Source organism: Mesorhizobium sp. WSM4815 (genome assembly GCF_055811575.1).
The window spans coordinates 1-21,056 of the sequence record NZ_JBVVQS010000063.1 but is presented as its reverse complement, the minus strand read 5'-3'; the positions used below and the strand labels follow the sequence as shown (position 1 = coordinate 21,056).

Below are 21,056 nucleotides of genomic sequence, written 5' to 3'. Positions count from 1 at the left end.
TTTAATTTTTTTTGATTATGCGGCGGCCTCGAAAATCAGGCCGCCGCCTCGGTCGCTACGATCGTCGGCTTCGACCGGAAGTTCAACCGGTCGGAACCAGCGGTGACCTTGACGGTCGAACTGTCGAGGATGTCGCCGAGCAGGATCTTCTCCGCCAGCGGATCCTGAAGGTCCTTCTGCATCACCCGCTTCAACGGCCGCGCGCCATAGGCCGGATCGTAGCCCTTGGCGGCCAGCCAGTCGATCGCCTCCTGATCCAGCGAAAGCGTGATCTTGCGATCTGCGAGCAGGCTTTCCAGCCGCTTGAGCTGGATCTCGACGATGCTGCCCATATCCTGCCGGCGCAGCCGGTGGAACAGGATCACCTCGTCGACGCGGTTGAGGAACTCCGGCCGGAACGACGCCCTGACGACTCCCATCACCTCGTCGCGCACGACATCGACGTCCTGGTTCTCGCCGAGACTGACCAGATATTCGGCGCCGAGGTTCGACGTCATGATGATCAGCGTGTTGCGGAAATCGACCGTGCGGCCCTGCCCGTCGGTCAGGCGGCCATCATCGAGCACCTGCAGCAGCACGTTGAACACGTCCGGATGCGCTTTCTCGATCTCGTCGAACAGCACGACCTGGTAGGGCCGGCGTCGCACCGCTTCAGTCAGCGCGCCGCCCTCCTCATAGCCGACATAGCCGGGAGGCGCGCCGATCAGCCGGGCGACCGAGTGCTTCTCCATGAATTCCGACATGTCGATGCGCACCATGGCGCTCTCGTCGTCGAACAGGAAGCTGGCAAGCGCCTTGGTCAGTTCGGTCTTGCCGACGCCCGTCGGTCCGAGGAACATGAACGAACCGATCGGCCGATTGGGATCCTGCAGGCCGGCGCGTGCGCGGCGCACCGCTTTCGACACGGCCTGCACCGCCTCGCCCTGGCCGACGACACGCTTGCCGATTTCGTCTTCCATGCGCAGCAGCTTGTCACGCTCGCCTTGCAGCATCTTGTCGACGGGAATGCCGGTCCAGCGCGACACGATGTGGGCGACGTGATCGGGGGTGACCACCTCCTCGACCATGCCGACCTTGCCGTCTTGCGCCTCGGCCTGCGTCAGCTTTTTTTCGAGCTCCGGAATCTTGCCATAGGCAAGCTCGCCGGCGCGCTGGAATTCACCTTTGCGCTGGGCGATGGCGAGTTCGTTGCGCGCTTCGTCGAGCTGTTTCTTCAGGTCGGCGGCGAGCCCGAGCTTCTGCTTCTCGGCCTGCCACTTCGAGGTCAGTTCGGTCGATTCCTCTTCCAGGGCGGAAAGATCCTTTTCGAGCCGGGCAAGCCGGTCCTTCGACGCGTCGTCCTTCTCGACCTTCAGCGCCTCACGCTCGATCTTGAGCTGCATGATGCGGCGGTCGATCTCGTCCAGCGCTTCGGGCTTCGAATCGACCTGCATCCGCAGCCGCGACGCGGCCTCGTCGACAAGGTCGATCGCCTTGTCCGGCAGGAAGCGGTCGGCGATGTAGCGGTTGGACAGCGACGCTGCCGCGACCAGCGCCGAATCCGAAATGCGCACCTTGTGGTGCTGCTCGTATTTCTCCTTCAGGCCGCGCAGGATGGAGACGGTGTCTTCCACCGTCGGCTCATTGACGAAGACCGGCTGGAAGCGGCGGGCAAGGGCCGCATCCTTCTCGACATGCTTGCGGTATTCGTCGAGCGTCGTCGCACCGACGCAGTGGAGTTCGCCGCGTGCCAACGCCGGTTTCAACAGGTTCGACGCATCCATGGCGCCATCCGCCTTGCCGGCGCCGACCAGTGTGTGCATCTCATCGATGAACAGGATGATGCCGCCGGCCGCAGCGGTGACTTCCGAAAGAACCGCCTTCAGCCGCTCCTCGAATTCGCCGCGATATTTGGCGCCGGCGATCAGCGATCCCATATCGAGCGCCATCAACTGCTTGTCCTTGAGCGATTCCGGCACGTCGCCATTGACGATGCGCAACGCCAGCCCTTCGGCGATCGCCGTCTTGCCGACGCCGGGTTCACCGATCAGCACCGGATTGTTCTTGGTGCGGCGCGACAGCACCTGGATGGTGCGGCGGATCTCGTCGTCGCGGCCGATGACCGGGTCGAGCTTGCCGGCGCGACCGTCGGCGGTGAGATCGCGCGCGTACTTCTTAAGCGCATCATAGCCCTGCTCGGCGCTCGCCGAATCGGCGGTGCGACCCTTGCGGACGTCGTTGATCACCTGGTTCAGCGCCTGTGGCGTCACCCCGGCCTTGGTCAGGATGTCGGCGGTCTTGGCGGATTTTTCGACCGCCAGCGCCGTCAGCAGCCGCTCGACCGTGACGAAGCTGTCGCCGGCCTTCTTTGCCAGTTCCTCGGCGGTCGAGAACACTTTGGCCAGCGGTTGCGCCAGATAGAGCTGGCCGTTGCCGCCTTCCACCTTGGGCATTGCCTCAAGTGCGGTCTCGACGCCCAGCTTGACGTCGCGGACGCTGCCGCCGGCGCGCTCGATCAACGACGCTGCCAGGCCCTCGTCGTCGTCGACGAGCACTTTCAATATATGTTCGGGGGTGAATTGCTGGTGGTTGCGCGAGAGCGCCAAGGTCTGCGCCGACTGGATGAAGCCGCGCACGCGCTCGGAATATTTTTCAAGGTTCATATCTGTCTCCTTCCGTCACCGGCCCGCTTTGCGGCACCGGATCAGATTGCGGTGACGGACCCGCCCGTTCGAGCCGGGTCCTGTTCACGCGAGATATGGGGCGCAATCCACGGACCCTCAAGACGTCCCGATAACGTCGGACTCATAATATTTCCCGGGGGCGCACATACAAAAACGGCGGAGATTTCTCTCCGCCGTCCAGGAATGTCTGGGCCTTGCTCGATCAGCTGTTGACGTCGACGATGGTGGGCTCGCCACCGGCGTCTTCCGCCGGAGCAGCGTTCACGTTATCGCCGCCAGCATTGTCGTTACCGCCATCCACCTGATCAGCCACCTGATCAGCATTGACGCGCGGACGGCGCGGACGCCTGGGGCGGCGGGCAGCGCCGCTTTCGGCGGCGGCTTCGTTCATCTCGGCCTGGGCAGCCAGAGCCGCTGGCGAAAAGCTTTCGAACTGCGGCGCGGGTTCGGCCACAGAAACAGGCTCGTTCGGAGACACAGCTTCCGCCTGCACGGGGGTTTCGTTCTGAACCGGTCTCTCGTTGCGCCGGTTCTGATCGCCGCGCTGTCCGCCCTGCTCGCCGCGCGCACCAAATTCGCCGCGCTGGCCGTTCTGGCCGTAGCCGCCATTGGGGCGACGGTCGCGATGGCGGTTGTCTCGCCCGCCGGCATCGCGCCCACTGGCATCACGCCCACTGGCATCACGCCCACTGGCATCACGCCCACTGGCATCACGATTGTCGCGGCCGTTTTCCTGGTTGAACGTCAATTCGGCCGGCGTGCCGTCGATGACCGGCTGCGGGCCTGCACCGTGGTTGACCACCGGAGCCGCAGTCTCGCCGACATTGCTGTTGCCGGCATTGTCGAACTCGTCGCGATCTTCGTCGCCGTCATCGTCGAAATCGTCGCGGTTCTGCTGAGCGCTCTGGATCGGCAGCTGCGCCTGCGCGGCAGCGATGATGCGATTGTAGTGCTCGGCGTGCTGGAGATAGTTTTCCGCCATCACCCGGTCGCCGGAGCTCTGCGCGTCACGGGCAAGGGTTGCATATTTTTCGGCGATCTGCTGAGCCGATCCGCGGATCTTCACGTCCGGACCGTTGCTCTCGTAATTGCGCGTCAGGGGATTTGGACCCTTGCGGTTGTTGTTATTGTTGTTGCCGCCGCCATTGTTGTTGCGACCGCGCATGCGCCTGTTCTGCTGTTGTGGCCTCATTCGACTCTCTTCATTTTGAAATTTTCGAAAACTTTTCACGAACGGAGGCGCTCATGCAGCCAGCCGTTTCGTCTCTTCACCGGCGTTCGCCCGCATCGATTGCGTTGGCGCCACGTGTCATCCTGTTCCGGTTACATCACTTGCCGGACGATCCCCGCACGAAGCTTGGGCGTCGTTTGCACAAGAAGGCAGCTATTTCCAAGGAAACCGAATCGCTAAGAGCACTGCCTGCTTCGTCTCATCCGGTTAAGGCGACCCTAGCCGCATTCCCCGGCATTGCCAAGCGCTTTTTTTGCACTGCATCACGCCCTTGTCAGTTCAAAGATCAGAACCCTCTCGTTTCCGCCAAAGTCGCGGAATACCCCCGCCGGCATATAGCCGGCTGCGGAGAAAATGTCCGTGACTTCTTTGCGTTGGCTGTGGCCGATCTCGACCGCAATCCTGCCCTCGGCTTCCAAAAAACCTGCCGCCTCAGCGGCGATGATCCTGTAGGGACTCAGACCGTCCAGGCCGCCATCGAGGGCTAGGCGTGGATCGAAATCGCGGACTTCGCCCTGCAGATTTTCGATGTCTATGGACGCTATATAGGGCGGGTTGGCGGCAATTACATGGTATCGGCCAAAAACTTTTTCGAACCAGTCGGATTCGAGCACCTGGAACCGGTCGGCCAACCCCAATTCCCCTGCATTGCGCATGGCGGTCACCAGCGCGCCTGGCGAAATATCGACACCGGTGGCGACCGCCGGCGGAACGGCGCTGAGCAGCGCCAGCGCGATGGCGCCGGTGCCGGTGCCGAGATCGAGGATGCGGCACTCGCCTTGCCGTTCCGCTGTCGCCTTCACGAAGGGCAGCACCGCTTCGACCAGCGTTTCGGTGTCCGGTCGCGGCTCCAGCGTTTCCGGTGACAACGACAGGCGCAAGCCATAAAACTCGCGATGGCCGAGGATGCGATGCACCGGCTCACCGGCAACCCGCCGCCTCAAGGCTGCATCGATCGCGGCAATCGCGCCGGCATCGACACTGCATTCGGGATCGGCGATGGCTTGTGTGCGGGTCGTACCGGAAAAATGTTCGACGATCAGCCTCGCATCCAGCGCCGGATCGGCGACTGCGGCCGCAGCAAGGCGTGCCCGCGCCGCTTTCAGCAGCAGCCCTAGTGTGGTGGATTTGAGGTTCCTGCTATTTGTTGGCATCAGCGTCCAGGGACCTCAAATCCACCACCTAGATACCAGCAACCTGCTGGTGTGATTTTGAATCCGAAATTCGTCATTGCGCTGCCCCAACGTGATACGAATTTCGAATTCAAAGCCACACCGGCCTACCGGGCAGACTGTCAGCCATCGAGGCCGATATCGGCGAGCAGCTTCGACTGGTGATCGGCGATCAGCGCGTCGATGATCTCGTCGAGTTCGCCCATCATCACCCGGTCGAGCTTATAGAGCGTCAGATTGATGCGATGGTCGGTGACGCGGCCCTGCGGGAAATTATAGGTGCGGATGCGCTCCGAGCGATCGCCCGAACCGACCTGCGATTTGCGCGATTCGGAGCGTTCCTCGTCAGCCTTGCTGCGCTCGAGGTCGTAAAGCCTGGCGCGCAGGATCTGCATGGCTTTGGCCCGGTTCTGGTGCTGCGACTTCTCCGCCTGCACGACCATGATGCCGGTCGGCAGATGGGTGATGCGCACTGCCGAATCGGTGGTATTGACGTGCTGGCCGCCCGAACCCGAGGCGCGCATCGTGTCGATGCGGATGTCTTCGGCCCTGACGTCGATGTCGACCTCTTCCGCTTCGGGAAGCACGGCAACCGTCGCCGCCGAGGTGTGGATGCGCCCGCCGGCCTCGGTCGCCGGCACGCGCTGCACACGATGCACGCCGGACTCGAATTTCAGATGGGCAAAGACCCCCTTGCCTGAAATCGTGGCGATGATTTCCTTGTAGCCGCCGACCTCGCCCTCGCTGGCCGACGCCGTCTCGAAACGCCAGCCGCGTGCCGCGGCATAGCGTTCGTACATGCGAAACAGGTCGCCGGCAAAGAGAGCCGCCTCGTCGCCGCCGGTGCCGGCGCGGATTTCGAGGATGGCATTCTTGTCGTCGGCGGCATCCTTGGGCAAAAGCAGGATCTGGATGTCCTTCTGCAGCGCTTCGATGCGTTCCTTGACCTCCGGCAGATCGGCCTCGGCCAGTGCCCGCATTTCGGCATCGGTGCTTTTGTCGGCGAGCATCGCTTGCAGGTCGGCCTGTTCATGCTCGGCGGTGCGCAGCGCCCTGATCTTAGCCACCATCTCCTGCATGTCGGCATATTCCGACGCCATCTTGACATAGGCGTCCGCCGCCGGCCCGGCCGACATTTGCGCTTCGAGCATGTCGAAACGCTTGACGACTTGATCCATGCGGTCGCGGGGCAGGTTGATCATGGTCCTGGAACTTCGATAAGATTCACGTCAGGGCGAGCCGAAAATGACGAGTTTCGAGAACCGGAGCGGAATGTACAATTAGGTACATGAGCACCGGAAGCGCAGAAAATCGACATTTGCAGGCCGCCCTCACGTGAATTTACAACGGAATGGAGCGGTCGTCGGCAAAGGCCTGCAGCAGCGCCCGCATCGGCAACCCCTGGGCCGGCGCCATGAGATTGTCGTCGAAGAACGCTTCCAGCTCGGGCAGCGGCAGTTCCGTCAGCATCGCCTTGACCGGACCGATCGAGGCCGGCGACATCGAGATCGATCGGTAGCCAAGGCCGATCAGCGCCATCGCCGAGATCGGCTTGCCGGCCAGCTCGCCGCACAAGGTCACCGGGGTTTGATTGCGCACCCCGGCGTCGGCAATCTGCTTCAGCGCGCGCAGGAACGGCGTCGACAGCACATCGAAGCGGTCGGCGAGCTGCGTGTTGCCGCGATCGACCGCCATGACGAACTGGAACAGATCGTTCGAGCCGACCGAGACGAAATCGACGGCCTTCATCAGCTCATCGAGCTGGAACAGCAGCGAAGGCACTTCCAGCATGGCCCCGAGCTTCAGGCTGGTCGGCAGATGATGGGCAAAACGCGACAGATGCCGCACTTCGCGATCGATGATTTCGCGCGCCTGGGCGATCTCGCCGAGCTCCGTCACCATCGGCAGCATCAGCTTCAGTTCACGCCCGCCGCATGCCTTCAAAAGCGCTCGGATCTGGGTACGCAACAGGCCCGGCCGGTCGAGCGTCAGGCGGATGGCGCGCCAGCCGAGCGCCGGGTTCTCTTCCTGGATCGTGTCCTTGAAGTAGGGCAGCACCTTGTCGCCGCCGATATCGATGGTGCGGAATGTCACCGGCTTGCCGCGCGCCGCGTCGAGCACGTCACGGTAGAGCCGTTCCTGGGCTTCCGCCCGCGGAAAGGTCGAGGCGACCATGAACTGCAGCTCGGTGCGGAACAGGCCGATACCGGCGGCGCCGGCCTCGGCAAGCTGCGGCAGATCGACGGCCAGGCCGGCATTCATCAAAAGGTCGACCTGGACGCCGTCCTTGGTCATCGACGGCTTCTTGCGCAGCTCGCGATAGACCTCCTGCCGCCGCGCCCGGAAGCGGACCTTTTCGGCATAGGCGGCTTCGAGGTCCGGCTGGGGGCGCAGGTGGATGGCGCCTTCTTCGCCGTCGACAATGATGGCGTCGCCGTTTTCCGCCATGGAAACGGCGCCCTTCATCTGGCCCGCAACCGGTATGCCCATGGCCCGCGCCACGATAACGACGTGGCTGGTCGCTGCGCCGTCCTCCAGCACCAGCCCGCGCAGCTTGTCTCTGGGATAATCGAGCAGTTCGGCGGCCCCCATCGAGCGGGCGACGATGATGGCGTCCTTCGGCAGCGAGACCGCGACATCGTCCGGCCCGCGCCCCATCAGCTGGCGCAGCAGCCGGTTGGCGAGATCGTCGAAATCGCTCATCCGCTCGCGCAGATAAGGATCGGTCATGTGCAGCATGCGGGCACGCATGTCGCTCTGCACTTTTTCCACCGCCGCTTCCGCCGTCAGGCCGTTGCGTACCGCCTCTTCCAAGCGGCGCACCCAGCCGCTGTCGTTGGCGAACATGCGATAGGCTTCGAGCACCTGGCGGTGCTCGCCCTCGAAGGCGACTTCGCGGCGTTCCAGCATGTCGTCGATGGAGAGCCGGAGCGAACCGAGCGACGCATCGAGCCGCTTGATCTCCTCATCGCTGTCCTCGTTGAACAGATTGGTGACGACGATGCGCGGCTCATGCAGCACGACATGGCCAAGTCCGACGCCCTCGTTGAAGGACAGGCCGGTAAAGCTCACCGGGCGGCGCAGATCGAGTTCGAGGCCGGGCCGGGTCAGCCGGGCAAGGTCGCCGGTGGCGATCATCTCGGCGATCACCATCGCCGTCGTTTCCAGCGCCTCGACTTCGTCGTCGCGATAGTGGCGCATGGTCTTGTTCTGGACGACCAGCACACCGAGCGTGCGCCCCGCCCTGAGCACCGGCACGCCGAGGAAGGAATTGTAGATCTCCTCCCCCGTCTCCGGCAGGTAGGCGAAGGCTGGATGTTCCTGCGCGTTGGAGAGATTGAGCGGCCGTGCCGAGGCCGCGATCGTGCCGACGAGGCCTTCCCCCAGCCTGAGCTGCGCCAAATGGACGGCCTTCGGATTCAGGCCCTCGGTGGCATAGAGTTCGAGCACCGAATCGGCGCGCAGCACGTAGAGCGAGCACACTTCAGCGACCATATTGCCGGCGATGTCGCGCACGATGCGGTCGAGCCGCTCCTGCGGCTCCAGCGGCTCCTGCATGAGCTCGCGGAGCCGTTTCAGCAAAACGCGCGGGCCACTGGCCGTATCACGCATCGCGGCTTGTTCTCCAATGGACATTATGCCCGCCGCAGTTTCTCCCGCGGCCGGCGCTCACGCAACAACTCAAATAGAGCGGCGTCGGTCCAATTGGACCCACAAAGGACGCTCCAAGACTTCGAACTGCTGCATCGTGCTTTCCGAAGATCGACCTCCGATTTCCGGACCGAGCAGTCTGCTACTGCTTATCCAGACCGTAGATGGAATGCAAAGTGCGAACAGCAAGTTCTGTGTAGGGACCGTCGATCAGGATCGAAATCTTGATCTCCGATGTGGTGATCGCACGGATGTTGATCGATTTGTCGGCCAGCGCCTTGAAGGCGGTGGCGGCGACGCCGGCATGGCTCCTCATGCCGATGCCGATGACCGAGACTTTCGACATGCCGGCTTCCGACTGCACGACGTCGTAGCCGATCGTGGTCTTCAGCCGCTCGAGCACGGCAAGCGCCTTGTCGACATCGCCGGACGGCACGGTGAAGGTCATGTCGGTGAACTTGCCGTCCTCGGAAATGTTCTGGACGATCATGTCGACATTGATATTGGCTTCGGCCAGCGGCCCGAAAATGCCGGCGGCGACGCCGGGCCGGTCACCGACACGGCGCAACGAAATCTGCGCTTCGTCCTTGGCGTAGGCAATTCCGGTGACGACCTGCTGTTCCACGATCTCTTCCTCGTCGCAAATAAGCGTTCCGGGCGGATTGAGCAAATCCCCCATTCCGGGCGCGTCGGGATCGTCGAAGGACGACCGCACGAAAGTACGCACCCTGTGCACCATGGCAAGCTCGACCGAGCGTACCTGCAGGACCTTGGCGCCGAGCGAGGCCATTTCAAGCATTTCCTCGAAGGAAATCTTGGCCAGCCGCCGCGCCTTCGGCTCGATGCGCGGGTCGGTGGTGTAGACCCCGTCGACGTCGGTGTAGATGTCGCAGCGGTCTGCCTTGACCGCCGCCGCGATGGCGACAGCACTGGTGTCGGAGCCGCCGCGGCCGAGCGTCGCGATGCGGTTGTCCGGCCCGATGCCCTGGAAGCCGGCGACCACCGCCACCTGGCCCTCGCCGAAGCGCTTGATCAGGAACGCGCCGTCGATGTCGAGAATGCGCGCCGCGCCATGCGCATTGTCGGTCTTGATCGGGATCTGCCAGCCTTGCCAGGAACGGGCATGGACGCCCATGTTCTGCAGCGCGATCGCCAGCAGGCCGGCAGTCACCTGCTCGCCGGAGGCAACGACGGCGTCATATTCGCGGGCATCGTGCATCGGCGAGGCTTCGCGCGTCCACTGCACGAGCTCGTTGGTCTTGCCGGCCATCGCCGAGACGACCACCGCGACCTCATGGCCGGCATCGACCTCGCGTTTGACATGGCGCGCCACATTGCGGATGCGGACGATGTCGGCGACGGAGGTCCCGCCGAATTTCATCACGATGCGCGCCATGGAAGCGAAATGCCTTTGACTGGGTGCCGAAACGGCGGCCGAAAAATGGAAACGGAGCGTCGGGCTGGGCCAGCCGCTGAATTCGCGGCCTCCTTAGCCAAATGCTTTGGGTTTCGCAAGGCGTGCCACCGCTTGCCCCCTGCTTGCGCCCTTAGGCGACGAAGGCGACATACGAGCGCAACGCGCCTACACGAACGCCTGTCGCAGAGGCGCAGCCGGCAACAGCCGAAATTTGCTGCCTTGACATTCGCCGGCTCTCGACCGACTTCCTAGCGCACCAGAGCGCGATCAGCAAAAGTGGTATCCGGTTTTGCGCCCGATCGCGCTCTGAATTTTTGAGTCTGCGGGAGACCACACGATGCCAGAACCCCGACGATCGACGATCGATGCCGGAGAAGTGGAGCGTTTTTCCGCTCTTGCCGCCGAATGGTGGAATCCGAACGGCAAATTCCGCCCGCTGCACAAGTTCAATCCGATCCGGCTTGCCTATATACGCGACCAGGTGGCGGCGCGCTTCGGCCGCGACCCGCGCGCGGCGCGGCCGTTCGAGGGCCTGCGCATCCTCGACATCGGCTGCGGCGGCGGGCTGTTGTGCGAGCCGATGGCGCGGCTTGGCGCCGAAGTGGTCGGCGCCGACGCCTCCGCCACCAACATCGAAGTGGCCAGGCTGCATGCGGCGGAGGTCGGCGTGACGGTGGATTACCGTGCCACGACAGCAGAGGACCTGGCTGACGCCGGTGAGAAATTCGACGTCATCCTCAACATGGAAGTGGTCGAGCATGTTGCCGACATCGACCTGTTCGTGGCCAAATGCGGCGAGATGCTCAAGCCCGGCGGCATCATGGTCGTCGCCACCATCAACCGCACGCTGAAGGCGCTCGGTCTGGCCATTATCGGCGCCGAATATGTGCTGCGCTGGTTGCCGCGCGGCACCCACCAGTTCGGCAAGCTGGTGCGGCCAGACGAGTTGGAAAAGGCGCTTGCCGGCGCTGGCCTGACCATCATCGACCGCACCGGCGTCACCTACAATCCGCTCGCCGACCGCTGGCAGCGTTCGAAGGACATGGACGTCAACTACATGGTTCTGGCAGAGAAGGCACCCTCCTGAACTTTCTCACGACGCCTTCTCACGCCGCCACCTTCTCACCCGTCTGACTTTGCGTCTTCGGGGCGATCTGGCTTTGCGCCTTGGTGGTGATGAACACGCCGGCGACAATGATGGCAGCGCCGGCCCAGGTCAGCAATTGATAGTGCTCGCCGAGAAACATCGTCCCGGCAAACAATCCGACCGCCGCCGCGACATAGCCGATCTGGCTGAGATAGACCGGGCCGCCGACCGCCTGCAGCCGGAAGAAGAAAGCGAACATCGCCGCGGCTGATGCGACCTGCCCGACGACGACCAGCGGCACGCCGGCGAGCAGGGCGAGCGAACCGCCGCCCTGCAGCGTGAAGATGCCGCAAAGAAGCAGCGCGGCCGATGCCAGATGGCTGCCGACGGCAAGCTCGATCGGTCCGGTCCCTAGCGGCCAGTCGACCGTGCGGTAGATATTGCCGGCGGCAAGGCTGACCGGAATGAGCAGCCCCGCCGCCACCCAGAAAAATTCGGCCGGCTGGCCAGCCTCGCCGCGCGTCACCGCCACCATGACAGCACCAACGAAGCCGACGGCAATGCCGACGATACCAAGCAGATTGGGACGCCGGACGCCGAGCAGGATCGAAAACACCAGTGTAACCACCGGCGACAGCGTGAACATGATACCGGTGTAGCCGGCGCCGAGATGCGGAATGGTCGAGAACATCAAGAGATTGGGGAGGGCATAGGACACCGCCGCGGTGACGAAGAAATAACGCAGTCTGTGCGGGGTGAGCCGGATGCGTTGTCCGCGCAGCAGCAAGGCGCACAAAAGCACGCCGCCGGCGCCGAGCGAGATGACGAGGGCCCAGACCATGGCCGAAACACCGGCCGCCGTAGCGATCTTGCCGAACGGCAGCGTCAGGCCGAGCAGGCCGCCGGTGACGAGCAAAAGACCGAGCGCTGAATCCCAGAGAAATTTTCATAACGAACCTTATTGTCCTTGCGCCGCTCGTCTTTTGCGGGCCCTTGGCCAGCACTGTGACTCAAGCTAAGATAATACAAAGATTCTTGACGTCAAGATATTTAACGGTGAGATAGATGGATCGCGCCGCGAAAGCGATCGAGCAGTGGAAAAGACAACGGCCGGACCTGGATGTCTCGCCGATGGCCGTGCTTGGGCGGTTGAACGAAGCCTCGTCGCTGATAGCACGAGAACGCCTCGCGCCGCTGTTTGCGCGTTTCGGACTGCAATCCGGGGAATTCGACGTGCTGGCGACGCTGCGCCGTTCCGGATCACCTTACGCGCTGACGCCAACCGCCCTCTATGAGGCGACGATGGTGACGTCGGGCGCCATGACCAACCGGCTCGACCGGCTTGAGAAATCCGGATTGATCAAGCGTGGGCCGCATCCCAACGACCGGCGTGGGGTTGTCGTGCAATTGACCGATAAAGGGCTGGTACTGGTCGATGAAGCGGTTGCCGCCCATGTCGCCAACGAACACGAGATACTTTCCGGCTTGACGCGTACCGAACAGGACACACTTGCTCGCCTGCTTGAGAAATTGATCGGCAGCGTAACCTAGTCAGTCAGTTGCGGTCGTCGGGGAAACTTGGGATCGGCATGAATTCGACGCCGTCCTCGGCCAGGCTCTTGGCCTCCTCCAGCGTCGCCTCGCCATAGATGCCGCGCGGATCGCTCTCGCCGAAATGGATCTTGCGCGCTTCCTCGGCAAACTTGTCGCCGACATAGTCGGCGTTCTCGCGCACCTTCTCGGCCATCGCCTTCAATTGCGCCAACGCCTGCTTCTGGGCCTCGCCCATGGCGAGCGCGATCTTTTCTCGGCTGCGCCCGGTGGAGACGGCCGGCGCCATCAACGCCTTCTCGACCTTGTGCGAGCCGCAGGTCGGGCAATCGACGAAGCCACGCTTCTTCTGGGTGTCGAAATCGTCGTTGCTGCGAAACCAGCCTTCGAATTCATGCTCGTGGTCACAGATCAATGAAAAGCGAATCAAGACGCCGCACCCCTGAGACTTTGCGCCTCGACCGGAGTGGCGTTCAAGGCGAAGTCGCGTGAATTTTTCAGATTTGGGATTTTCTTGCGGGCAGCGACCGACTGCGCCGGGTCGATCTCGGCGACGATCACCGCGGGTTCGTCATGCGCCGCCTCGGCGACGATGCGGCCCCAAGGATCGATGATCAGCGAATGGCCAAAAGTCTCGCGGCCGTCCTCGTGCAGGCCGCCTTGCGCCGCGGCAACGACATAGGCGCCGTTCTCGATGGCGCGCGCCCGCAGCAGCACATGCCAGTGCGCCTCGCCGGTCTGGCGGGTGAAGGCGGCGGGCACCGAAAGCAGGTCGGCGCCGGCCAGCGCCTCGGCGCGGAACAGCTGCGGAAAGCGCAAATCGTAGCAGACGGCGAAACCCAGTCTCGCACCATCGATCCCGGCGCCGCTGATCTCGGTGACGACGGCCTCGGTGCCGGGCTCGTAGGCGGCGGATTCGCGCCAGCTCTCGCCATTGTCGAGATCGACGTCGAACATGTGGATCTTGTCGTAGGTGGCAATGGTGGCGCCATCCGGCCCGAACAGAAGCGCGCGGTTGGCGAGCTTGCCGTCGGCGCGCAGGATGGCGGTCGAGCCGATATGCAGGAATACGCCAAGGTCTTTCGCCAGCTTTCGCGCGGTCGAAACGATGATGTCCTTGTCCTCGGACGTGAAGGCGGCGGCCCGCGCCTGGCTGTCGCGGACCAGCGCACCGGTCATTTCCGGCGACTGGATATAGGTCGCACCCTGGCCCGCGGCCTCGCGCACCAGCCGCTCCAGATCGACCGCGTTGCGGTCGGGGCTGGTGCCCGAACGCATCTGGATCGCCGCCGCCTTGAAAGCACCCATCGTCTTGTCCTCAATTCGTCGAGCCATTGGCGAGCAGACGGTCCAGCCGGCCCTCTGCCTCCAGTTCATGGAGATCGTCACAGCCGCCGACATGCGTGTCGCCGATGAATATCTGCGGAAAGGTCGAGCGGCCATTCGCGCGGGAAATCATTTCCCGGCGCAGTTCCGGCGAGAAGGAGGCGTCATGCTCGGTGTAGGCGACACCCTTGCGCTCGAGCAGCCGCTTGGCCGCCACGCAATAGCCGCACATCATCCGTGTATAGATCGTCACGTCGACCATCGGTCAGCAATCCTGCCTTTTCCCAATCTATATAGTCGCGGACTCGTCGGCCCGAAAGTCCCCCGGCAGCACGCGCGCAAAGGTCAGCACGTCGACGGTCCCGGCACCGCCCTTCTTCAGCGCCTTGGCGACGGCGCGGACAGTGGCGCCGGTGGTATAGACATCGTCGATCAGGAGCACCCGGCGGCCGGCGATCTCGATCTCGGCCTCCTCCGGCACTCTGAAGGCGGCACGCACATTCTCCTCGCGTTCCCGCCGCTCCAGCCCGACCTGCTGGCGGGTGAGTTTGACGCGCCTGACCGCGGAGGGCGCAAAAGGCAGCCCGCCAAGCTGCGATACCGCCCTTGCCAGTTCCGCCGACTGGTTGAACTGACGCCTGAAAAAGCGCCGCCAGTGCAGCGGCACCGGCACGACCACATCGCCTTCCGCGATCAGTTCGGCACCGGCGCGCAGCATCCAGCGCGCCATCCATGGCGCCAGATCAGTGCGATCCTGGTATTTCAGCCCTTGCACCATCTGGCGGGCGACACCTGAGTAAGCGACCGCGGCCCGTGCCCGCTCGAAGGGCGGCGGGTCGGCGATCGCCTCGGCCGACAGGAACCCCTCGCCCATGTGATGGGTGAACGGCGTGCCCATCACCGGGCACCATGGCCGCTCCAGAAGCCTGAGTTTCGGCCAGCAGGCGCCGCACAGCACGCCGGGCTGCGAGACATGCCGTCGGCAACCGGCGCAAACCGGCGGAAACAGGATGCGCGCCGGCCAGTCCAACGCCTTTCGAGCGACACTCTTGATATCCGGCATTGGATCGGCCACGTGGTTCTTTCTCCGCCACCCTATATCAGAGTGCGGAAACCAGGAACTGTCAGTTGCAACCTATAGTCGATACCTCTCTCTGGCTGGCGCACAAGCGCCGGGCGCTCGCCAGCCCGGCTGCCGGCGCGGACTTCCTGATGCGGCGGGCCGCCGAGGAACTCGCCGACCGGCTGGGCGCGGTGGAACGCCAATTCGACAGGGCGGCCGTCCTGTTTTGCCAGACGCCGGCGGCGGTCGACGTGCTCGCGACAAGCGGCAAGGTGGCGGACATCGTGCGCGTCGAGGCGGATGCGGCGTTCCTGGGCGACGGGGCGGGGGGCGATGGAGCGGGGAGCGATGCCGCGGGACTGGTGGCGCCGTTGGAGACCGTGCCGTTCGAGCCGGAAAGCCTCGACCTCGCGGTGTCGCTTTTGTCGCTCCAGGCAATGAACGACATTCCCGGCATGCTGGTGCAGATCCGCCGCGCACTGAAGCCGGACGGTCTTTTCCTTGGCGCTTTTGCCGGCGCCGGCACGCTTTCCGAGCTGCGCGAATGCCTGCTCGCCGCCGAGACCGAGTTTTACGGCGGCGCCAGCCCGCGCGTCATCCCGTTCACCGACGTGCGCGACGCCGGCGCGCTTTTGCAACGCGCCGGTCTGGCCTTGCCCGTCGCCGACGTCGAGACGGTGACGGTGCGCTACGATTCCCTGTTCGGCCTGATGGCGGACCTGCGGGCGATGGGCGAGACCAGCGCGCTCATTGACCGCAGCAGGCGACCGGCCACACGAAAGCTGTTTGCCCGCGCCGCCGAAATCTATGCCGAACGATTTTCGGATGCCGATGGCCGCGTCAGGGCGAGTTTTCCGATCGTCTGGATGTCAGGCTGGGCGCCCGACGCCTCGCAGCAAAAACCGCTGAAGCCGGGCTCGGCAAAACTGTCGCTGAAGACAATCCTGGAAAATCCCGGCCGGCGCTGACCGGTTTATTATGGGCGCGGCTGGTCGGTTACTGCGCGAAAGCCTTCACAAGCTTGCTGGCATTGTCGCTGAACAGCCACGTGATTGCGTCGGCGACCTTGCCGACGCCGCCTACGATGGTAAGCGACAGCACGGCCACGATCAGCCCATATTCGACAGCCGTCGCGCCGGTCTTGTCTTCCCAAAATCGTTGCAGCAATGTTTTCATGGCCGTCGATCCCGCTTGCCGGAACCCTAGCGCGGACCTGTTAAGAAAGGTTAATGACACAGGCTTAACAGGCGATGAAAGCACCGCTTTGGCCGGTGTCAGCAGTCGCCGCTGCGCTGGCCATTGTCGCGTATCACGCAGATCGAAGTGGGCAGCGGCTGCAGCACGCTCCTGCGCAGCGTGTAGGTATCACGACGGCCGGTCGAGCCCGTGCTTCCAATCGAACCCGTGCTTTCAACCGACCCTGTGCTCATCCTGTCGAGGCCGCCGGCAAAATCGTCGCGGGCTGATCGCGTCCGGTTGTCGAGCAAGGGCGTGGCGATCAGGGCCAGCGCCACCGCGGCCGAGCCGAACAAAAGCGTGATCCGCAATATTCCCATGCCGGCAGCCCTAAAGCTGCGGTCGGGTCGGATCGAATCCCAGTCCCTGTCGAGGCTCATGCAACCGCCCTCCGGCGAAGGCCTGGACATGACCTTCCTTCGATTTCTGCCGTCATTTTTTCACGGCCAGATAAATCTTCCATTAACGTTGTCTAGGTCTCGGAGGGCAAAATCACAGAAGATCGATGAGGAACTGGATCAGCGGCGCGTCGGCCGGCGGCATCGGAAAATCGCGCATCTGGCGCGGCCGCACCCATTTCAGCACCTGCCCCTCCTTCGGCTGCGCGATGCCGCGGAAGCGACGGCAGACGAACAGCGGCATCAGCAGGTGAAAATCATCGTAGGAATGGCTGGCGAAGGTGAACGGCGCCAGGCAGGGAATATCGGTTTCGATGCCGATCTCCTCGTACAATTCGCGGATGAGGCATTCTTCCGGCGTCTCGCCGGGCTCGACCTTGCCGCCCGGAAACTCCCACAGGCCGGCCAGCTGCTTGCCTTCGGGGCGCTGCGCCAGAAGCACGCGGCCGTCGGTATCGACCAGCGCGCAGGCTGCGACCAGGAGCAGGCGCTTGCCGACAGGGTGCGGGCCGGTCATGCGCCGGGCGGCCGGCGATAATGGTAGCGATAGACTTCGTCGAACCCGAGCGAACGATAGAGCGCCAGCGCCGGCGCGTTGTCTGCCTCGACCTGCAGCCAGGCTTCCCGGGCGCCGCGCAGCCGTGCCCATTTCAGCGCCGACAGGATGAGGTGGCGGCCATGGCCCTGGTTGCGCACCGATCTGTCGGTGGCGATCTCGAACAGCCCGGCAAGATCGCCGTCATGGACGCAGATCAGCGTCGCCAGCGGTTCGGTGCCGTCTTCGAGCGCGAACAGCCCGGCTTCCGGCTGGATGGCGCCGATGATCTCCGACAGGCCCGGCCGCAGCGACACATCCGAGCCGCTTACTTTTAGCGCCGCGCCGATGAAGCGGCTGATGTCCTTCAGCGGGATCTGGTCCATGGCGGCATCGAGCTGGGCGTCCGCCAGCGGCAGCCGCATTACCAGCGATTCGTCGAATGTGCTCCAGCCCTCGCTGTCGAGATGTTTGGCAAGGATCGGCCCCGACAGCGGCGATATGCGGAAGGTCAGCGGCCGGCCATAGGCGTCGAAACGGCGGCTGGCGCGGCCGATGCGATCGGCAATGTGCTGGATGTCGCCCGGATCGAGCGGGTTGACCGAATTCAGCCGCTTGGCCGGATGGCCCGCCGTCAGCCGCACCACCCAGGTGCCGTCATAATGCACGGCCGCCGCCGGCCAGGCGCGAAAGCCAGCCGCCTCGTAGCGGCGCACGATGGCAAGCACGCTTGCCGGATGTCTGGAAACCAACGCCATCAACTCCGATAATCGCCGTTGATGGCGACATACTCCTTGGTGAGGTCGCAAGTCCACACCGTCGCCTTGCCGCGGCCGATGCCGATATCGGCACGGATGCGGATCTCGTCGCGCTTCATGTAGGCCGATGTCGCCTCCTCGGAGTAGGCGGCGTCGCGCTCGCCCTGATGCGCCAGCCTGGTGTCGCCGAACCAGATCGACAGCAGGTCGCGGTCGGCCGGTTCGCCGGCCTTGCCGACGGCCATGACCACGCGGCCCCAATTGGCGTCTTCGCCGGCGACCGCCGTCTTGACCAGCGGCGAATTGGCGATCGACAGCGCGATGCGCTTGGCCGAGCGGGCCGATTTCGCGCCGGTCACGGTGACCTCGACCTGTTTTCGCGCGCCCTCGCCGTCGCGCACCACTTGCAGTGCCAGCGCTTTCAGCACCTTGCCGAGCGCGCGGCGGAAGGCGCCGAGGCGCGCATCGCCGGCATTCGTGATATCAGGCGCGCCGCGCCGGGCGGCCGTGCCGGTGGCGAACATCAGCAGCGTGTCGCTGGTCGAGGTGTCGCTGTCGACGGTGACCGCATTGAACGTCTTGGCGGTGCCGCGCGACAAAAGATCCTGCAGCACGGGGGCTGCGATCGGCGCGTCGGTGGCGATGAACGAGAGCATTGTTGCCATGTCGGGCGCGATCATGCCGGCGCCCTTGGCAATGCCGTTGATGGTGACGTCGGCGTCGCCGAGTTTTACCGTCGCGGTCGCCAGTTTCGGATAGGTGTCGGTGGTCATGATCGCCTTGGCGGCTTCGGTCCACAGGTCCGGCCTGCCGTCCCTGACCAGTCCGGCGAGCAAATGGCCGAACTTGCCGGCATCGAGCGGCTCGCCGATGACGCCGGTCGAGGCCAGAAACACCTCGTCCGGCGTGCAGCCCGCAGCCTTGGCCGCAGCCTCGCCGGTCATTGCCGTGGAGGCTCGGCCCTTGCTGCCGGTGAAGGCATTGGCGTTGCCGGAATTGACGACCAGAACGCGCGCCTTGCCCTGCCCGAGATTCTGCCGGCAGAAATCGACCGGCGCCGACGGACATTTCGACTTGGTGAAAACGCCGGCGACCGTGGTGCCGGCATCGAAGACCATGGTCAGCAGGTCGGTGCGGTTCTTGTACTTTATCCCGGCCTCGGCTGTGGCGATGCGGACGCCCTCGATGTCAGGCATGTTGGGATATTTCTTCGGCGCGAGCGGCGAAATCGTGGCTGACATGAGGACCTCGGGCGGGAAAAACGCAAGGGGAACGCCGGTTTGCCCGATAGCGGGCACCGGCGCAAGGGCGTTTGATGTTGGGCACATGCCCTTTCTCATCGAAACGAAACGTTCAGTTGCGCGAAACGGACCGTTTCGTTTCGTCGAGAGAGCGTGTACGATCTGCCGACGAAAAAGCATCGAAGGAAACCAGGATGGGGCTGGATCGGGGGCGCAGGTCGATCGGCGCGCGGCGCAACCCCGACAGCGCCGACGCCATTCTCGACGCCGCCGAGGCAGTTCTGGTCGAGGCTGGTTATTCCGGCTTCTCGATCGAAGCGGTGGCGCGGCGGGCGCGTGCGGGAAAGCCGACAATCTATCGCTGGTGGCCGAGCAAGGCCGCCTTGCTGTTCGACGTCTATCAGCGGCTAAAGCGCGTCGATTATCCCGATACCGGCAACCTCGAGGACGATCTCGTCGGCTTCCTCAAAAGCCTGTTCTCGCACTGGCGCGAAACATCGTCAGGCAGCATCTTCAGATCGCTGATCGCCGAGGCGCAATCGGACGCGACCGTGGCCGCCGTGCTTGCCGAATACGCCAAAGGACGCCATGCCCATTCCGGCCAGATGATCGAACGCGCCAAGGCAAGAGGCGAAGTCGCGGCCGACGTCGATTCCACGCTCGTCGCCGACCTGGTCGCCTCGTTTGCCTGGACGCATCTCTTGACCAATCGCCTCGACGAAGACGAAACGACGCTGCGCAAGGCGGTTGGCTATCTGTTGAAGGGCATAGCTCCACCGGGGAACTCGCCGCCGGCGATCCGGCAGCGTTCAAGGCGTCGACGCATCGTAGGATAGGGCGATTTCGGCGCCGCGCTTCCCTTCTCCCCTTATTGTGGGAGAAGGGAAGAACCGACTGCCCTAGCCTCGCCCTCGCCTACTTGGTGTTTTCCAGCGCGTCGACCGTCTTCTTCAGCTTCTCGTCCGGGATCTCGACCTTGGCCTGGGAGCGCAGCGACTTGACCAGCGCGATGTATTTGTCGCGGATGACTGCCTGGCGGGCCTGATCCTTGACCTGGTCGAAGGCCGGCGGCTGCTTGGCGCGCTTGTCCTCGACCTGGATGACGTGCCAGCCGAACTGCGACTGCACCGGCTGCTCGGTGTACTTGCCGACCGCCAGCGCGAACACCGCCTTGTCGAATTCCGGCACCATTTGACCGGGTCCGAACCAGCCGAGATCGCCGCCGCTGGTCTTGCCGCTCGGATCGCTGGTGTGCTCGTTGGCGAGTTTCCGGAAATCGGCGCCGCCGTCGAGCTGCTTGATGATCGCATCGGCCTCTTCCTTCGTCTTCACGAGGATGTGACGGGCATGGACCTCGTTGGCCGGCGGCGTGTTGGCGATTTCCTGGTCGTAGCGGGCGCGAACCTCGGCATCGGTGATCTTGCCGACGACATCCTTCTCGACCATTTCGCCATGCAGGGCGCGCTGCTGCAGGAACGCCATGCGGCGCTGGAAGTCGGGATCCTTGTCGAGGCCGGTGGTGACCGCCTGGGCGGCCATGACCTTGATTTCGATCGCTGCCGAAAGGGCTGCGGCGCGGCGCTGTTCGGGCGGCATCTGCGCGAACTGCTGCGACAGCTCGCCTTCGGCAAGCGCAAGATCTGCCTCGGTCAGCGACTGGCCGTTGATCGTGGCGACCACGGCGTTCGGATCGACCGGCGCGGCCGGCTGGGCGGGGGCGCCCGGCC

Annotated in this window: 21 protein-coding genes; 4 read left to right on the top strand and 17 right to left on the bottom strand. The window is 64.0% G+C overall.

From position 1 onward, the window contains the following. Positions 1-35: 35 nt before the first annotated feature. The 6 genes from clpB to AC0L2B_RS00865 form a co-directional block, all read right to left on the bottom strand. A complete protein-coding gene (gene clpB / locus AC0L2B_RS00890) occupies positions 36-2,642 on the bottom strand; it encodes an ATP-dependent chaperone ClpB (protein ID WP_473743735.1) in 2,607 nt (868 codons plus the stop codon). Between the two features lie 223 nt (positions 2,643-2,865). After that, positions 2,866-3,855, bottom strand: a complete 990-nt coding sequence (locus AC0L2B_RS00885; protein ID WP_473743734.1) for a DUF4167 domain-containing protein — start codon at positions 3,853-3,855, stop codon at positions 2,866-2,868. Between the two features lie 302 nt (positions 3,856-4,157). Next, a complete protein-coding gene (gene prmC, locus AC0L2B_RS00880) occupies positions 4,158-5,048 on the bottom strand; it encodes a peptide chain release factor N(5)-glutamine methyltransferase (RefSeq protein WP_473743733.1) in 891 nt (296 codons plus the stop codon). A 140-nt stretch (positions 5,049-5,188) separates the two neighbouring features. Continuing rightward, positions 5,189-6,268 (bottom strand): peptide chain release factor 1, encoded by a 1,080-nt coding sequence (prfA, locus tag AC0L2B_RS00875; protein WP_287068549.1) that lies wholly within the window; start codon positions 6,266-6,268, stop codon positions 5,189-5,191. Between the two features lie 139 nt (positions 6,269-6,407). Next, positions 6,408-8,678, bottom strand: a complete 2,271-nt coding sequence (gene ptsP / locus AC0L2B_RS00870; RefSeq protein WP_473743731.1) for a phosphoenolpyruvate--protein phosphotransferase — start codon at positions 8,676-8,678, stop codon at positions 6,408-6,410. Positions 8,679-8,859: 181 nt separating this feature from the next. Continuing rightward, positions 8,860-10,113: an aspartate kinase gene (locus AC0L2B_RS00865; RefSeq protein ID WP_023797301.1), complete on the bottom strand. Its 1,254-nt coding sequence runs from the start codon at positions 10,111-10,113 to the stop codon at positions 8,860-8,862. A 358-nt stretch (positions 10,114-10,471) separates the two neighbouring features. Between AC0L2B_RS00865 and ubiG the strand changes: the two genes are divergently transcribed. After that, positions 10,472-11,221, top strand: coding sequence for a bifunctional 2-polyprenyl-6-hydroxyphenol methylase/3-demethylubiquinol 3-O-methyltransferase UbiG (gene ubiG / locus AC0L2B_RS00860; protein ID WP_473743729.1), 750 nt, complete (start codon positions 10,472-10,474; stop codon positions 11,219-11,221). Positions 11,222-11,240: 19 nt separating this feature from the next. On the opposite strand, the gene AC0L2B_RS00855 is transcribed toward ubiG, so the two are convergent. After that, positions 11,241-12,137 carry a DMT family transporter gene (locus AC0L2B_RS00855; RefSeq protein ID WP_473743728.1) on the bottom strand — a complete coding sequence of 299 codons (897 nt, stop codon included), beginning with the start codon at positions 12,135-12,137 and terminating at the stop codon, positions 11,241-11,243. A gap of 149 nt (positions 12,138-12,286) precedes the next feature. On the opposite strand from AC0L2B_RS00855, the gene AC0L2B_RS00850 reads away from it, so the two are divergent. Further along, positions 12,287-12,772: a MarR family winged helix-turn-helix transcriptional regulator gene (locus tag AC0L2B_RS00850; RefSeq protein WP_473743727.1), complete on the top strand. Its 486-nt coding sequence runs from the start codon at positions 12,287-12,289 to the stop codon at positions 12,770-12,772. A 4-nt stretch (positions 12,773-12,776) separates the two neighbouring features. Here AC0L2B_RS00850 and AC0L2B_RS00845 read toward each other — a convergent pair whose 3' ends face one another. From AC0L2B_RS00845 to AC0L2B_RS00830, 4 genes are read right to left on the bottom strand one after another with little or no spacing between them, the layout of a single operon-like run. Beyond that, positions 12,777-13,202 (bottom strand): DUF1178 family protein, encoded by a 426-nt coding sequence (locus AC0L2B_RS00845; protein WP_287223916.1) that lies wholly within the window; start codon positions 13,200-13,202, stop codon positions 12,777-12,779. After that, entirely contained in the window at positions 13,199-14,080 is an 882-nt protein-coding gene (locus tag AC0L2B_RS00840) for a carbon-nitrogen hydrolase family protein (RefSeq protein ID WP_473743726.1), read from the bottom strand. The genes AC0L2B_RS00845 and AC0L2B_RS00840 overlap by 4 nt, the downstream gene beginning before the upstream one ends. A gap of 10 nt (positions 14,081-14,090) precedes the next feature. Then, on the bottom strand, positions 14,091-14,360 hold the full coding sequence (grxC, locus tag AC0L2B_RS00835; RefSeq protein WP_027153348.1) for a glutaredoxin 3: 270 nt from the start codon (positions 14,358-14,360) through the stop codon (positions 14,091-14,093). A gap of 27 nt (positions 14,361-14,387) precedes the next feature. Continuing rightward, positions 14,388-15,173, bottom strand: a complete 786-nt coding sequence (locus AC0L2B_RS00830; protein WP_473743724.1) for a ComF family protein — start codon at positions 15,171-15,173, stop codon at positions 14,388-14,390. 53 nt (positions 15,174-15,226) lie between these two features. On the opposite strand from AC0L2B_RS00830, the gene AC0L2B_RS00825 reads away from it, so the two are divergent. Further along, the gene (locus tag AC0L2B_RS00825; RefSeq protein WP_473743723.1) at positions 15,227-16,129 is read left to right on the top strand and encodes a methyltransferase domain-containing protein; all 903 of its coding nucleotides are present in this window, start codon (positions 15,227-15,229) and stop codon (positions 16,127-16,129) included. 28 nt (positions 16,130-16,157) lie between these two features. Here the strand turns inward: AC0L2B_RS00825 and AC0L2B_RS00820 are convergent, their stop codons facing one another. From AC0L2B_RS00820 to argJ, 5 genes are all read right to left on the bottom strand, one after another. Next, positions 16,158-16,337 (bottom strand): Flp family type IVb pilin, encoded by a 180-nt coding sequence (locus AC0L2B_RS00820; protein WP_023797290.1) that lies wholly within the window; start codon positions 16,335-16,337, stop codon positions 16,158-16,160. Between the two features lie 98 nt (positions 16,338-16,435). Continuing rightward, positions 16,436-16,777 carry a hypothetical protein gene (locus tag AC0L2B_RS00815; protein ID WP_023797289.1) on the bottom strand — a complete coding sequence of 114 codons (342 nt, stop codon included), beginning with the start codon at positions 16,775-16,777 and terminating at the stop codon, positions 16,436-16,438. Between the two features lie 112 nt (positions 16,778-16,889). Further along, positions 16,890-17,312, bottom strand: coding sequence for a (deoxy)nucleoside triphosphate pyrophosphohydrolase (locus AC0L2B_RS00810; protein ID WP_023797288.1), 423 nt, complete (start codon positions 17,310-17,312; stop codon positions 16,890-16,892). Then, a complete protein-coding gene (locus tag AC0L2B_RS00805) occupies positions 17,309-18,088 on the bottom strand; it encodes a GNAT family N-acetyltransferase (protein WP_208602559.1) in 780 nt (259 codons plus the stop codon). The genes AC0L2B_RS00810 and AC0L2B_RS00805 overlap by 4 nt, the downstream gene beginning before the upstream one ends. After that, entirely contained in the window at positions 18,088-19,329 is a 1,242-nt protein-coding gene (argJ, locus tag AC0L2B_RS00800) for a bifunctional glutamate N-acetyltransferase/amino-acid acetyltransferase ArgJ (RefSeq protein WP_473743721.1), read from the bottom strand. The genes AC0L2B_RS00805 and argJ overlap by 1 nt, the downstream gene beginning before the upstream one ends. A 194-nt stretch (positions 19,330-19,523) precedes the next feature. On the opposite strand from argJ, the gene AC0L2B_RS00795 reads away from it, so the two are divergent. Further along, positions 19,524-20,165, top strand: a complete 642-nt coding sequence (locus tag AC0L2B_RS00795) for a TetR/AcrR family transcriptional regulator (protein ID WP_473743720.1) — start codon at positions 19,524-19,526, stop codon at positions 20,163-20,165. A gap of 79 nt (positions 20,166-20,244) precedes the next feature. On the opposite strand, the gene AC0L2B_RS00790 is transcribed toward AC0L2B_RS00795, so the two are convergent. Next, a partial coding sequence (locus tag AC0L2B_RS00790; RefSeq protein ID WP_473743718.1) for a peptidylprolyl isomerase occupies positions 20,245-21,056 on the bottom strand: 812 nt, incomplete at its 5' end.

Excerpts from the sequence above, each read along its gene's own strand:
- argJ (WP_473743721.1), bottom strand. The coding sequence starts at position 19,329 with ATGTCAGCCACGATTTCGCCGCTCGCGCCGAAGAAATATCCCAACATG.
- AC0L2B_RS00805 (WP_208602559.1), bottom strand. The coding sequence starts at position 18,088 with ATGGCGTTGGTTTCCAGACATCCGGCAAGCGTGCTTGCCATCGTGCGC.
- AC0L2B_RS00850 (WP_473743727.1), top strand. The coding sequence starts at position 12,287 with ATGGATCGCGCCGCGAAAGCGATCGAGCAGTGGAAAAGACAACGGCCG.
- AC0L2B_RS00820 (WP_023797290.1), bottom strand. The coding sequence starts at position 16,337 with ATGAAAACATTGCTGCAACGATTTTGGGAAGACAAGACCGGCGCGACG.
- AC0L2B_RS00865 (WP_023797301.1), bottom strand. The coding sequence starts at position 10,113 with ATGGCGCGCATCGTGATGAAATTCGGCGGGACCTCCGTCGCCGACATC.
- AC0L2B_RS00810 (WP_023797288.1), bottom strand. The coding sequence starts at position 17,312 with ATGACCGGCCCGCACCCTGTCGGCAAGCGCCTGCTCCTGGTCGCAGCC.
- AC0L2B_RS00885 (WP_473743734.1), bottom strand. The coding sequence starts at position 3,855 with ATGAGGCCACAACAGCAGAACAGGCGCATGCGCGGTCGCAACAACAAT.
- grxC (WP_027153348.1), bottom strand. The coding sequence starts at position 14,360 with ATGGTCGACGTGACGATCTATACACGGATGATGTGCGGCTATTGCGTG.
- ubiG (WP_473743729.1), top strand. The coding sequence starts at position 10,472 with ATGCCAGAACCCCGACGATCGACGATCGATGCCGGAGAAGTGGAGCGT.
- clpB (WP_473743735.1), bottom strand. The coding sequence starts at position 2,642 with ATGAACCTTGAAAAATATTCCGAGCGCGTGCGCGGCTTCATCCAGTCG.
- AC0L2B_RS00815 (WP_023797289.1), bottom strand. The coding sequence starts at position 16,777 with ATGAGCCTCGACAGGGACTGGGATTCGATCCGACCCGACCGCAGCTTT.
- AC0L2B_RS00795 (WP_473743720.1), top strand. The coding sequence starts at position 19,524 with ATGGGGCTGGATCGGGGGCGCAGGTCGATCGGCGCGCGGCGCAACCCC.
- prmC (WP_473743733.1), bottom strand. The coding sequence starts at position 5,048 with ATGCCAACAAATAGCAGGAACCTCAAATCCACCACACTAGGGCTGCTG.
- AC0L2B_RS00840 (WP_473743726.1), bottom strand. The coding sequence starts at position 14,080 with ATGGGTGCTTTCAAGGCGGCGGCGATCCAGATGCGTTCGGGCACCAGC.
- prfA (WP_287068549.1), bottom strand. The coding sequence starts at position 6,268 with ATGATCAACCTGCCCCGCGACCGCATGGATCAAGTCGTCAAGCGTTTC.
- ptsP (WP_473743731.1), bottom strand. The coding sequence starts at position 8,678 with ATGCGTGATACGGCCAGTGGCCCGCGCGTTTTGCTGAAACGGCTCCGC.